Source organism: Pelagibacterium lentulum (assembly GCF_003992625.1).
GTDB classification, from domain to species: domain Bacteria; phylum Pseudomonadota; class Alphaproteobacteria; order Rhizobiales; family Devosiaceae; genus Pelagibacterium; species Pelagibacterium lentulum.
In genome coordinates this window covers 36,197-49,020 of sequence record NZ_RZMW01000040.1, presented here as the reverse complement: position 1 = coordinate 49,020, position 12,824 = coordinate 36,197, and the positions used below count along the sequence as shown (strand labels likewise).

The following is a 12,824-nucleotide window of genomic DNA, read 5'->3' as shown; positions in this document are numbered from 1 at the left end:
TCATGACCGATCCCCGATTGTCCGATACCAGCATCTTCCCCGATCCCGTCTATAAGGACACGGTGCTGCGTCCGCTTTTTGAAGGTGCCAAGGCCCATCATATCGAAGGCTTTAGGGCCATAGACCGGGCCCATCTGGTGATGCTGGCTGAGACCGGCATTCTCGATGCCGCCCAGTCGAGCGCCATTGCCAATGCCCTGGTTGCCATCGACGCGGAAGTCGATGTCCCGTCCCTGACCTATACCGGCGAGGTTGAGGATTTCTTCTTTTTGATCGAGCGCGAGCTGCGCCAACGCATTGGCCCGGACCTTGCCGGACGCCTGCACACCGCCCGGTCGCGTAACGACATCGACCACACCCTGTTCAAATTGGGTTTGAAGGAGCGCATCGATACGCTGATTGCCAGGGCCCTCGCCCTGCACACCGCGCTCATCGACGCCGCCGAGCGCGAAAAGGACACGCTGATCGTCGCTTATACCCACGGCCAACCCGCGCAACCTTCAGTCTTTGGCCATTATCTGTCAGCCATCATCGAGGTGCTGGCCCGCGACATTGACCGGCTGTTCGCGGCCCGCGAGACCGTGGATCTCTGTCCTATGGGGGCGGCGGCCATCACCACATCGGGCTTCCCCATCGACAGGGCCCGCGTCGCCGACTTGTTGGGCTTTTCCGCCCCCTTGCAGAATTCCTATAGCTGCATTGCGGCAGTCGATTACATCACCGCCACCTATGGCGCCATCGAACTGATGTTCCTGCATCTGGGCCGGCCCATTCAGGACTTCCAGTTCTGGACAGCCTTCGAGGTCGGGCAGCTCTATGTGCCCGATGCGCTGGTGCAGATCTCCTCGATCATGCCGCAAAAGCGCAATCCGGTGCCCATCGAACACATGCGGCATCTGGCCAGCCAGACCATGACCCGCGCCCGTTCGATGCTCGATGTCATGCACAACACGCCCTTTACCGACATGAACGACAGCGAGGGCGAAACTCAGTCCATGGGCTATGAGACCTTCGAGACCGCCCATCGCGTGCTCGATCTCTTTGCTGCCCTGATCGCGCAGGTGCGGATCGACCCGGCACGGGTGGCCAATACCATCCGCCGCTCCTGCATCACCATCACCGAACTGGCCGATAGCCTCGTGCGCTATGAGGGCCTGTCCTTCCGCGAAGGCCACGAGATCGCCGCGACGGTCGCACAAGCTGTGGTCGCCATGGACGGCGACCTGCCGGTCGATGGCTATCAACCTTTCACGGAGGCCTTCACGGGTCTAACCCAGCGCCCGACGACGATTGACGCGGCCCGCTTTGCCACGCTGGTCTCGCCGGAACATTTCGTCGCCGTGCGCACCCGCTATGGCGGTCCCGCACCTGAGCCTTTGGGGGCCGCCATGGCGGGCTATCGCGACAGAGCCGCGGACTTTGCCGCCCGCGCGGCAAGTCACGCCGCCCGCCGCGCCGATGCGGCGCACCAACTTCAATCCCGTTTCAACGCATTGGTAGGGGGGGCCTGATGGCCAGCATTGAACTCGAAGGCCTCGTCAAGCGCTATGGCCTCACCACCGCCGTCCACGGCATCGACCTCACCATAAAGGATGGGGAGTTTGTGGTCTTTGTCGGTCCCTCAGGCTGCGGCAAGTCCACGACCCTGCGCATGATCGCTGGGCTTGAGGACATTTCCGGCGGTGTCCTGCGCATCGGCGATGACGTGGTCAACCAGCGCGAGCCCAAGCAGCGCAATATCGCCATGGTGTTCCAGAACTACGCCATCTATCCGCATATGACGGTGGGCCAGAATATCGGCTTTGGGCTTTACACCTCAAAGCTGTCCAAGGCCGAAAAGCGGACCCGCATTCTAGAGGCTGCCGAGGTGCTCGGGCTTGAGGATCTGCTCGAACGCCGCCCCGCCGCGCTCTCGGGCGGTCAGCGCCAGCGTGTCGCCATTGGCCGCGCCATGGTGCGCGATCCGGTCGCCTTCCTTTTTGACGAGCCGCTCTCCAATCTCGACGCGCAATTGCGTTCAGCCATGCGCATCGAGATCAAGCGCCTGCACCAGCGGCTGGGCACCACCATTGTCTATGTCACCCATGACCAGATCGAAGCGATGACCATGGCCGACAGGATCGTCGTCATGCGCGACGGGCGCATCCTGCAGGTCGGCTCCCCAACCGAGCTTTACGAAAATCCGGTCGACATCTTCACTGCCCGCTTTATCGGTAGCCCTTCGATGAACCTGATCGACGCCAGTGCCACAGGCGAAAGGATCAGCATTGCGGGCGGGACCATACCCGGAAGTGCCAAGGACCTGTCCGGCGCCATCAAGGTCGGCGTGCGCCCGCACGATCTGACCATCGGTGAGGCGGAAAAGGGTGGATTTTCGGTGAGCGGCGCGGTTTCTGCCGTCGAACCGCTTGGTTCGGAAACCCTCGTCCATTTGGATATAGAAGGGGCGCCGGTTATTGCGACCGCGCCGGGCCGCGTCGTGCCGCAGGTTGGGTCGACTGTCACCGCCCATGCCGAACCGGGCGCGCTCTATATCTTCGATGCGATTAGCGAAAAGGCACTGGGCCGCTTATGAGAGCAAAGACCAAAGGAGCGGTGCTCAGCCTTGGCCGCATCTATTGCGACCTTGTGTTTACCGGCCTTGCCAGCATGCCCCGTCTCGGGCGCGAGGTCTTTGCAGAAGGCCTCACGCCGACGCTGGGTGGTGGCGCCTTCATCACGGCGGCCCATTGCGGTGCGCTGGGGCGCAAGGCGGCGCTTGTCGCGCGCTTTGGCACCGATCCGCTCTCTCTCACGCTCGAAGACAGGCTCACCCAGCCTGGTCTCGATCTGGCCTTCCTTGAGCGCAACCCGCAGGCCGGGCCGCAGGTCACGGTGGTCATGGCCCATGGCGAAGAGAGGGCCTTCCTCTCCCGCCGCGCCGGTCACGCGCTGCCCGCAACGCTCGGAGCGGCGCTCGACTGGTCCGAGGCGTGTCACCTCCATATCGCCGAATATGCCACGCTGAACGAGCATCCCGGCCTCATCGCCGAGGCCAAGGGCAGGGGGATCACCGTCTCGCTCGACCCCAGCTGGGACGAGACCCTGATCAGGGATCCGCGCTTTTTCGAGCGCACTGCCGGGGTGGACATCTTCTTGCCCAACCTTGAGGAGGCAGCTGCCCTGACCGGCAGCGAGGCGCCCGAGGCATGCCTGTCCACGCTTGCGGCGCATTTTCCTCTGGTTGCGCTCAAGCTCGGCCCGCAAGGCGCCATGCTCGCCCATCAGGGTCGCGTGTTCATCCAGCCCGCTCTCGCTATCGCGGTGGTCGACACCACCGGTGCCGGCGATGCCTTCAACGCAGGCTTCATCGACGCCTGGCTCGATGGCTCGACCCCGGAAACCGCGCTCTCGGCCGCCATTGCCTGCGGCTCGCACTCCGTGCAGCATGCAGGTGGGATCTATCCGACATCAGCTCTCGCCAGTTAGTCCGATACATATCGCGCCAGGTTTTAGAGCCTGTCCAGCAAAAGCATGTCCTTGGGCTTGATCCGAGGGTGGAAACGGTTTTCCAGTTCGGACACGCGAGAAAGCAAGGACTTGGAGCCAGGGATTTGATTCAATCAAATCCCTGGCTCCAATGACGATTTAGGCATCTCCTAATTGGAGTATCTTTGATTCAGAACCTGCTTTTGGAGGCCGGTATGGACGGGGAAGTTCTCCGGGAAGATCAGTGGGAGCGGCTGAAGCCGTTCGCTCCGGGTGTACGCGTAGGTAAGGGCGATGCCAGAAATACAGGCCTTGAACTTGCTTGTGTTGTCAGGGCGACGCCTTGACCAGAATAGTGCTGTCGCCGAGCACAAGACGGATAGCCTCCTCGACTCGCCCTTCGATTGCCACCACGTCCTGCCAATTTGCGTCTGGAGTGACTTTGACGACACTTTCAGCAAAATACAGCAATCCGGAATGGCGGATGCGCAAAACCTCAACATCGCTAACGCCTGCTACCGAGCGTACCGCTTCCAGCGTCCGGAAGGACAATTGAGGATCGACCCGGTCTGTAAGGACATCGGTTGCACGACGGCCTACCTTGTATGCCGAGAAGGCAATAAAGGCAGAGACAAGGATAGCTGCATAGGTATCGGCCTGCGCAAACCCCATCCAGACGAGCACCAGTCCGCCCAGGACCACAAGCGACGCGATGGAATCGACAAGGAAGTGGATCGAATTGGCTCCCAGCGCAACACTGCCGGTTTCGTTGGCAGTCCTGTGCAAGATGGTATAGCGCCCGAAGTCGCTGATGATTGCGAATAGCAACCAAGCAATGAACCAGCCTTCCACGTGTGGCGTGACGCTTCCAGCAAGCAGGCGATTAAGACCGAGAAAGAGGAAGCCAAAGGCAATGACAACGAGGATGACGCATTCGATAATCGCAGTCATCGCTTCGATTTTATGTCGGCCATAGGTATAAGCCGGATCGGTAGCCTTTTCGGCTTCGTTGATCGAAAGATAAGTGAAGCCGCCCAAGAACACGTCAAGCAAGCCCTGCGTGGCATCGGCAATCAAGGCAATCGATCCAGAAAGTAGGCCGATAACCATTTTGATGCTGGAAATCAAGGCACTGGCTAGTATCGAAAACAAGGCGACACCTCGCTTCCGGTCGCCCCGGGAAACGCTGTCAGTCGGGGCGAACAGGCCGAGAAAAAGCGATGAAATGACTTGGTTCATTTTTCCTGCCGTTATCTGCGCGCGCAACTATTGCTAAGCGCGGTTAACGGAGCCTGACCGATAGCATGAGCCGCGAGCGCTTAGTGCAGATGTCCTTAACATCCACTTTCGCAGTTCGATAAAGGGCTACAGGAACATTCTGAAAGCGAGCGATCATGGTTTGGTCGCCAGTCTGCCCGAGATGGGCTACGCGAGGCTAAGCATGTCCTCATGGAAAGAGCGTTTTCGACCGGCCATTTGAAACGGTGACGACTGCCCCGAACCTGATATGAGGGTGGAAACGGTTATGCGGCTCGGATATGCGACAGCCTTCGACTCTAGTATCCCTTGGGCGGCGCCGGGTCATCGTTCAAAAGCAGCGCCATATTGACCTGATCGAGCCAGCGACCATGTTTGAAACCGGCCTGCGGCAAATGTCCGGCATGGATGAAGCCGAAGCGCTGATGAAAGGCAATCGAGCCGGTATTGGCGGCATCGATAACGGCCACCATAAGGTGAAAGCCCTTGGCTTTGGCGTCATCGATCATGGCCTGCATCAGCGCCCGGCCAACGCCCTTGCCCTGCGCTTCGTCGCGCAGATAGATCGAGTGTTCGACGGTCTTGCGATAGCCTGCGCGTGAGCGATAGCTGCCATAGCTTGCGTGCCCGAGAACTGCATCGCCTTCCACGGCGACGAACACGCCATAGCCGTTCGCCTCGCGATCCTTGAGCCAGGCCCGGCGGTCTTGGAGCGTTTCCTCGGCTTCGGTCCAGATGGCATCGAGCCGGCGAATGGCATCGTTATGGATATCGAGTATTTGTGGCAGATCGGCTTCTGTTGCCGGACGTACGAGCATTTCGGTATTTGCCTTTCACATTGCATTTCTCAATGCTAAACTGGATTTATCAATAAATATCAATATCTAAAACAAAGAATCCTTATGGATATAGATCAGCTTCGCACTTTTGATCGCATAGCGCGCGATCTGAGTTTCACCCACGCTGCTGCCCGGCTCGATGTCACCCAGGCGACGGTCTCCATGCGCATGCGCGTTCTGGAGGATCATCTCGGCGTGCAATTGTTCGTCCGTGGGCGCAAAGTCGCACTAACCGATCAGGGAATGACCTTCCTGCCCTATGCGCGACGGATTCTCAATACGGTCAATGAAGGACGCGAAGCCCTGCGGAGGGTGGAGCGTGGCCGGGTCACGCTGGCCTGTCTGCGCTCGATGGTGACACCGATGCTGACCGATCCGCTCTTGCGCTTTCAGGCGCGACACGGGGAAGTGGACGTGATCGTCAAGGAAGGGCACCACAATAACGTGACCACGATGCTGCATGATCGGACGGCTGAACTCGGCATCGTGGCCTGGCCCAATCTCGATCCGCTCGTGCCCGATCTGTATCCGTTTCTTGTCATGCGCGAACCGGTGCCCCTGGTCCTGGCGCCACATCTTGCGAAAAAACTGCCAGCTAAACCGATGCTGGCCGACGTGCTCGAACTCGTGCCGCGGGTGATTTCGCTGTGCTGGTGGCAGGTCGATCCTGAAGGGGCGACATCGCTGGTGCGGCGTGCAAGAACCAGCGTTGAAATTCCAACCGGCCCTGCGCGTCGCCTCGCGGTTGCCGGCGACGGGCTGGGCTTTTTCGTGCGCTCCGCCATTGCTGCGGAACTGAAAGATGGCTCTCTTGTGGAAATCAAGCCTGTCGATTTCAACCCGCTTTATCGCGATGTTGCTCTTGTGGCGCTCAACAAGAATGTGCTCGAGCGCGAGATGATCCGTGATTTCGCGCATGAAATTGCCGCTGAATGTGCCCGGCTTGGCACGATTGTCGAAAACCGCCTTGGCTGATGGTCAACGGCCTAGCCTCGCCCGGACCTCTTTTAGATAGCCTCGGGACACGGGAATTCTGCTCCCGTCCTTAAGAACGAGAAACGGCTTGCCGTTGTCGCGAACAAGGCTGTCTATGGCGTCAAAGGCTACCCAATGGCCGCGATGGACCTGCATGCCTGCATCCAGTTGCGTTTCGTTTATGGCGTCGGCCATGCGTATCAGAACCAGCGCGTGGCCTTTTGGGGTATGAACGTCCACATAATGATCGGCGGTCGCCATGCGGATCAGGGGCGCGCGTATGGCCTGCGGCAGCCGATCCCGAATCGTAGGAATCGGTTGTATTGCTTGCGCCTTGTCCGGTTGCGCGTTCATCAACGGGGCCAGAAGGCCCTCGATGAGGTAAAAAACGACAAGGCAAATGGCAAGGCAATAGAGCCAAAGCACCAGTACGGACCAACCCCTGAAAAGCATTGGTGGATCAAAAAAGACCTGGTTCCAACCCAGCACGACAAGTGCCACGGGTATGGAAGCTCCGAGGCTTCCCACCGGCAGGCGCAGCAAAAGAGGCGCATTTTCAGGCAGAAAGCTGCGCTCAAAAACAGCATTGCCTGCGATTGCCGCGGCAAAGCTCGAATATGCGATGAGCAACCAGTAAACGATCCGCAGCCCATGGTTGAGCAACTCATAGGTATGAAAGGGACCGGTCAGGCCAAGGATAAGGCCGACCATGCCAGTCGCAGCAAGAGCACGCGGATCCGAATAGACCGCGCGCAATTCGCGTATCGTCAATTGCCAGTCCAGTTGTTTCACGAAGGCATTGGTCCCGTTGCCGTATTCTTGTTTGCCTTGATACCCCAGTTACTCCCAATCGTCACTTGGCTGCACTGAATTGGAACAAGGTTTGTCTAAATGATAATCGAGCCGATCGCGCTGGCGTCGCCCGCCATCCGAATACATACATTGGCTGCTTTGCTGGCGCTTGTTCTCGGTACAATTGTCCTGTTTATGCCCAAAGGCACGCACGTCCATAAACTGCTTGGGCGCGTGTGGCTGGCAACCATGGCGGTTACGGCATTGTCCTCGCTTCTGATCACCGAGGCCCGCATGTTCGGTCCGTTCAGTTGGATCCATGGCCTGTCCGTCTTCACCTTGATCATGCTTGTCTATGGCCTTGTTCAGGCGCGCAGGGGCAATATCGTGGCGCATCGCTCGACAATGATTTCGCTTTACGCCTTCGCACTTGTCTTGACTGGAGCGTTCACGCTTTTGCCAGGGCGGCGCATGAACGCGGTGCTTTTCGCCGATGGTGGAAAAAGCGCAGCGCTTTTTGCGCTGGGGGTTGGCGTCGTGCTTCTGCTAGCGTTTTGGGCCCGCTATCATCACCGCTCGTCCCGCCGGTTGATCCGGTCGCGCTGACCAGAATTCGAGCAGTTGCGTGCGGAAGATGTCGGGCTGATCGAGATTGACGCAATGACCGGCGTTCCTGATTTCCACGACCGTGAGATTTGGCATGTGCGTTAGCCGCTTGAGGGCAGGATCGAGCGCAAGATTGACGGCGCGGTCCTTGTCCCCACGCAGAATCTGGACCGGCTCTCTGAATGTGAGCAGGTTGGGCAAAAGGTCATAGCGCGCAACCGATAGCGCGATGGCCTTGCCCACTTCGGGATCGAAAGCCTTGACCAGCCGTTCGATCATTGGCCGCGCCTTTTTGTTCGGTGTGGTGGCAACAGCAGCCACCTTGCCCGCAAGTTCCGCACCCGCCAGTTTGTAGCCCAGCGGAATCAAGTGCCCGGATTTGCCTGGCAGTCGCAGGATTGGAGAGGTGCCGAACAGAGTCAGGGTTGCAAAGCGGTGCGGATGATCCTTGATCAGATACAGCGCAAGAATCCCGCCCAGGGAATTGCCCGCATAATGGACCTTGCGCACGCCGGTCGCATCGAAAATGTCGAGAAGATCGCGACCCATCCGGGCAATCGAATAGCTCTTCGCGTTTTCGGGCGCCGCCTTGCCCGAGCGGCCGTGCCCGCGCAGGTCCGGCACGATGACCCGGTAGCCCGCCTGGGCGAAATAGCGCGCATCGGAATCGAACTGGTCCGCGCCCGCCGCAAGCCCATGACACAGAACGACAGCCTCGCCGTCCTCATTGCCATAATCGAGCCAAGTCAGGTCTACCCCATCGCTTGCAGCTATGTGCCGCTCAAACCGTGCCGTATGCGCGTCCATTCACGTCCTCAATGGGGCTGCGTATGTGCCATTTCATTAATAAGCCAATCGCGGAATTTTTTCACCCGTGCAGGCAATTGATGACCCTTCGCGGTTACGAACCAATAGCCATGCGCCGACGTAACCTCGGGCGCAAAGGGTTTTACCAGATGCCCATGCTTGAGCGCATGTTCGGCCATGATTCCGACCGCCAGCAAAACGCCCTGCCCGGAAATCGCGGCATCAAAGGCAAGCGCGGGATCGTTGAAGGTGGGTCCCGAACAGGAAAGCCCGCCGGCGCCGGCGGCATCGAGCCAATCGCTCCAGGACAACATGGTCGAAATATCCCTTATGACCGGTACATTGGCCAGATCGGCAGGCGATTTGAGCGTCTCGGCCAGAGTAGGCGCGCACACCGGAAAATAGGAGCGGTCCCCTATGGCGAGCGCGTCGGCGCCCTGCCATTGACCAGAACCGAACCGGATGCCGCAATCGATATCGGGGCGGGAAAGATCGAAAAGCGCGCCGCTGGTGATCATACGCAATTCGATGCCGGGGTGAAGGCGCGCAAAATCGTTGAGCCGCCAGACGAGCCAACGGGAGGCAAAGACATTGCCGACGGTGACATTTAGCACATGCCCCTCATCGCGCATCAGTTGCGAAGACACCGCCTCGAGCGTTTCAAAACCCTGGCTCAGTTGCGCCAGAACGCTACGCAATTGCGCGGTCGGCACCAGCCCCTTGTTCGTGCGGTCAAACAGCGCCTGACCGCAGCGCTCTTCTGCGCGCCTTATGTGCTGACTGATGGCGCCAACGCTAACTCCAAGCCGCTCGGCAGCGGGCGCAAGAGCCCCCAGTCGCGCAACCGCTTCGATCGCGCGCAAGGCATTGAGGGGAATTTCCGGGCCCGATGACATTATAGTTTTTCTAAAGCGTTTCGCAGAACTTGTCCAATGACTATGCGGACACGATCACACTAGGATTAATGACGATTTGGGACAAAGGAGAAGCGAGATGCTCAAGTTGCTCTATCGTCTGTTGTTTGAGAAAATATATATAAACCCAAGCCAATCCGAATGTGAATTGCCCTGTTATCTCAGCCTGCGGGAAATTGCCGACATTCCGCCCTATCACCCGAGGGACCGGGACAGGTGCGATCGCTGATCGAAGCGCATTTGCCTATGGGGAACAATTGCGCTTTAAACTGGTTGGCAGGTATCGTGTCCATTGTGCCAAGGAGCCGTTCGTGCCTGCCATAAAGCTGCCCTATCGACTGGAACCCGGCGAGGCACCAGGCTCCCGTTTTCTCGCCATTGCCAGATCGCTCAACGATCGGATCGTGGAGGACATCGAGGGGGCTGAGGGCGACGAACTCGAAAGCGCCTATGGTGCCCGCAAGAAACTCAAGCGCATGCGGGCCGTCTTTCGCCTCATGCGCCATGTGGATCCCGATGCCTATGACGCGGAAAACCAGCGGTGCCGCGATGCGGGCAGGGCGCTCGGCCCGTTTCGGGATCGCGATGTGGAGGGGCGGGCGCTCGATGAACTGGTGGCCCATTTCGCCCCGGCGCTTGATGAGGGCCTGTTTGACCATCTGCGCGAAAGGCTGGCGGCAAGGCGGGCGAGTGAGGCGCTGGCCGATAGCGGGATCAGGGCGGCGCTTAATTTCGCCCGCGCCCACGCGCACCTGACCCGCGCAACGCTCAGCGCGCTGAACTGGCAAAAGATCGACGCCAAGCCCATCGTCAAGTCAGTTGTCGGTGACTACAAAAAGGCGCGAAAACTGCAGGCAAAGGTCGCGGCCCATCGCATCCATGAGGATGCGCACCAGATGCGTAAATATATCAAATACCACTGGCTGCATGTGCGGCTGTTGCGCCCAGTCTGGCCCGGCGATTATCGCCATTATCAGGCGCAATTGCGCTCTATCGTCGACGATCTGGGCGCCTTGCAGGATATCGAAGTGCTTGCCGGCGCGCTCGCGCCTATCAATCTTTCGCAAAGCGAAACCCGGCTGCTCCATGCGTTGATCGAGGCGCGGAGCAAAGCCCTTCTCGATTCGGCTATTCAAGGCACGGCGATTGCGCTTGATGCAAAGCCCAAACAGCTTGGCTTTGCACTTGAAGACGCGCTTTCGGGCTTCATTGCCGCTGTCAATGAGCAAGAGCAGGGTGCGATTGCCTCTTAAAACAATGTCACAGTGCGTTTTCCCTTTATAAACCATCTTCCACAACGCCCGGTTTTGCTGCTATCAGCAGCCCCATGAAGACACCGCAAAAAACACCTCTCAGCCATATCCGCAATTTTTCGATCGTTGCGCATATCGATCACGGCAAATCGACCCTGGCCGACCGTCTCATCCAGATGACGGGCGGCCTGGATACCCGTGAGATGAAGGAACAGGTGCTCGATTCCATGGATATCGAGCGTGAGCGCGGCATAACGATCAAGGCCCAGACCGTTCGGCTCGAATATACGCATACAAATGGCGAGCATTACGTGCTGAACCTTATCGACACGCCGGGACACGTGGACTTTGCCTATGAGGTGAACCGCTCGCTGGCGGCGTGTGAAGGCTCGCTTCTGGTTGTGGATGCAGCGCAGGGCGTGGAAGCCCAGACCCTTGCCAATGTCTATCACGCGATCGAGGTGAACCACGAGATCGTTCCGGTCCTCAACAAGATCGACCTGCCCGCCGCCGAACCCGAACGGGTCAAGGCCCAGATCGAGGAAGTGATCGGCATCGATGCGTCCGAAGCGGTGGAAATCTCGGCCAAGTCGGGCCTTGGCATCGAAAAGGTGCTCAAAGCGATTGTCGAACGCTTGCCCGCTCCCAAGGGCGATGAGACAGCCCCGCTCAAGGCTTTGCTGGTTGATTCCTGGTACGATCTTTATCTCGGCGTTGTGGTTCTGATCCGCGTTATCGACGGCCGGATCAAGAAGGGCCAGAAAATCCGTATGATGCAGGCGGGCGCCTCCTATGAACTCGACCGCGTGGGTGTGTTCACGCCCAAGCTGGTTGAAGTGGGCGAACTCGGGCCGGGCGAGATCGGGTTTTTCACGGCCTCGATCAAGGAAGTGGCCGATACCAATGTCGGCGACACCATCACCGACGACCGCAAGCCGACCGCAAAGGCGCTCGAAGGCTTCCGTCCTGCCCAGCCCGTTGTGTTCTGCGGGCTGTTTCCTGTCGATGCGTCCGATTTTGAAGACCTGCGCGCGGCCATGGGCAAGCTGCGTCTCAACGATGCGAGCTTTTCCTTTGAGATGGAAACCTCCGCTGCGCTGGGCTTTGGCTTCCGCTGCGGATTTCTGGGGCTGTTACATCTTGAAATCATTCAGGAGCGTTTGAGCCGCGAATTCAATCTCGACCTCATAACGACCGCCCCTTCGGTGGTCTATGACGTTGTGATGACCAGCGGCGACGTGGTCCAGCTTCACAATCCCGCTGACCTGCCCGATCCGGTCAAGATCGAGGAAATCCGCGAGCCCTGGATCAAGGCCACCATCCTCACGCCTGACGAATATCTCGGCTCGATCCTTAAACTCTGTCAGGATCGGCGCGGCATCCAGACCAACCTTTCCTATGTGGGCCAGCGCGCCATGGTCGAATACGACCTGCCGCTCAACGAAGTGGTTTTCGATTTTTACGACCGTCTCAAGTCGATCTCGAAGGGCTATGCGAGCTTTGACTACCAGCTTTCCGATTATCGCACCGGCGATCTGGTCAAGATGAGCATTCTGGTCAATGCCGAACCTGTCGATGCGCTCTCGATGCTTGTGCACCGCTCGGCTGCCGAAAGCCGAGGCCGGATGATGTGCGAAAAGCTCAAAGAGCTTATTCCGCCTCATCTGTTCACCATCCCGATCCAGGCCGCCATTGGCGGGCGCATCATCGCGCGCGAAACCGTGCGCGCCATGCGCAAGGACGTGACCGCCAAATGTTATGGCGGTGACGCGACCCGCAAACGGAAACTGCTGGAAAAGCAGAAGGAAGGGAAAAAGAAGATGCGCCAGTTCGGCAAGGTCGAAATTCCCCAGGAAGCCTTTATCAAGGCCCTCAAGATGGGCGACAACTGAGGACGTCTTGGTGGTCGACTA

At 58.9% G+C, this 12,824-nt stretch carries 12 protein-coding genes and 1 pseudogene; 8 read left to right on the top strand and 5 right to left on the bottom strand.

All coding sequences use genetic code 11. The features are described from left to right. The first annotated feature begins 2 nt into the window (after window positions 1-2). The 4 genes and pseudogenes from argH to EO133_RS20835 all read left to right on the top strand — a co-directional run. Entirely contained in the window at window positions 3-1,511 is a 1,509-nt protein-coding gene (gene argH, locus EO133_RS12955; protein WP_127073077.1) for an argininosuccinate lyase, read from the top strand. Further along, a complete protein-coding gene (locus EO133_RS12950; RefSeq protein ID WP_127073076.1) occupies window positions 1,511-2,575 on the top strand; it encodes an ABC transporter ATP-binding protein in 1,065 nt (354 codons plus the stop codon). Before argH ends, EO133_RS12950 begins: the two co-directional genes overlap by 1 nt. Next, window positions 2,572-3,468, top strand: a complete 897-nt coding sequence (locus tag EO133_RS12945) for a carbohydrate kinase family protein (RefSeq protein WP_127073075.1) — start codon at window positions 2,572-2,574, stop codon at window positions 3,466-3,468. Before EO133_RS12950 ends, EO133_RS12945 begins: the two co-directional genes overlap by 4 nt. Window positions 3,469-3,683: 215 nt before the next feature. Then, window positions 3,684-3,779: pseudogene (locus tag EO133_RS20835) on the top strand (IS5 family transposase); the annotation flags it as partial. A 19-nt stretch (window positions 3,780-3,798) separates the two neighbouring features. On the opposite strand, the gene EO133_RS12940 reads toward EO133_RS20835, so the two are convergent. Both EO133_RS12940 and EO133_RS12935 read right to left on the bottom strand, forming a co-directional pair. Continuing rightward, the gene (locus EO133_RS12940) at window positions 3,799-4,707 is read right to left on the bottom strand and encodes a cation diffusion facilitator family transporter (RefSeq protein ID WP_127073074.1); all 909 of its coding nucleotides are present in this window, start codon (window positions 4,705-4,707) and stop codon (window positions 3,799-3,801) included. Window positions 4,708-5,024: 317 nt separating this feature from the next. Next, the gene (locus EO133_RS12935) at window positions 5,025-5,543 is read right to left on the bottom strand and encodes a GNAT family N-acetyltransferase (RefSeq protein WP_127073073.1); all 519 of its coding nucleotides are present in this window, start codon (window positions 5,541-5,543) and stop codon (window positions 5,025-5,027) included. An 84-nt stretch (window positions 5,544-5,627) separates the two neighbouring features. On the opposite strand from EO133_RS12935, the gene EO133_RS12930 reads away from it, so the two are divergent. After that, window positions 5,628-6,539 carry a LysR family transcriptional regulator gene (locus EO133_RS12930; RefSeq protein WP_127073072.1) on the top strand — a complete coding sequence of 304 codons (912 nt, stop codon included), beginning with the start codon at window positions 5,628-5,630 and terminating at the stop codon, window positions 6,537-6,539. 3 nt (window positions 6,540-6,542) lie between these two features. Here EO133_RS12930 and EO133_RS12925 read toward each other — a convergent pair whose 3' ends face one another. Then, the gene (locus EO133_RS12925) at window positions 6,543-7,331 is read right to left on the bottom strand and encodes a LytTR family DNA-binding domain-containing protein (protein ID WP_127073071.1); all 789 of its coding nucleotides are present in this window, start codon (window positions 7,329-7,331) and stop codon (window positions 6,543-6,545) included. Window positions 7,332-7,430: 99 nt separating this feature from the next. Here EO133_RS12925 and EO133_RS12920 point away from each other — a divergent pair, with 99 nt between their 5' ends. Beyond that, window positions 7,431-7,937 carry a DUF2306 domain-containing protein gene (locus EO133_RS12920; protein ID WP_244640618.1) on the top strand — a complete coding sequence of 169 codons (507 nt, stop codon included), beginning with the start codon at window positions 7,431-7,433 and terminating at the stop codon, window positions 7,935-7,937. On the opposite strand, the gene EO133_RS12915 is transcribed toward EO133_RS12920, so the two are convergent. Both EO133_RS12915 and EO133_RS12910 read right to left on the bottom strand, forming a co-directional pair. Further along, window positions 7,878-8,744, bottom strand: a complete 867-nt coding sequence (locus tag EO133_RS12915; RefSeq protein ID WP_127073070.1) for an alpha/beta fold hydrolase — start codon at window positions 8,742-8,744, stop codon at window positions 7,878-7,880. The genes EO133_RS12920 and EO133_RS12915 overlap by 60 nt on opposite strands. A gap of 8 nt (window positions 8,745-8,752) precedes the next feature. Beyond that, entirely contained in the window at window positions 8,753-9,640 is an 888-nt protein-coding gene (locus EO133_RS12910) for a LysR substrate-binding domain-containing protein (protein ID WP_127073069.1), read from the bottom strand. A 329-nt stretch (window positions 9,641-9,969) separates the two neighbouring features. Between EO133_RS12910 and EO133_RS12905 the strand changes: the two genes are divergently transcribed. Next, window positions 9,970-10,911: a CHAD domain-containing protein gene (locus EO133_RS12905; protein WP_164735004.1), complete on the top strand. Its 942-nt coding sequence runs from the start codon at window positions 9,970-9,972 to the stop codon at window positions 10,909-10,911. Window positions 10,912-10,985: 74 nt separating this feature from the next. Beyond that, complete coding sequence (lepA, locus tag EO133_RS12900) at window positions 10,986-12,803, top strand: translation elongation factor 4 (protein ID WP_127073067.1); 1,818 nt, start codon at window positions 10,986-10,988, stop codon at window positions 12,801-12,803. Window positions 12,804-12,824 lie beyond the last annotated feature (21 nt).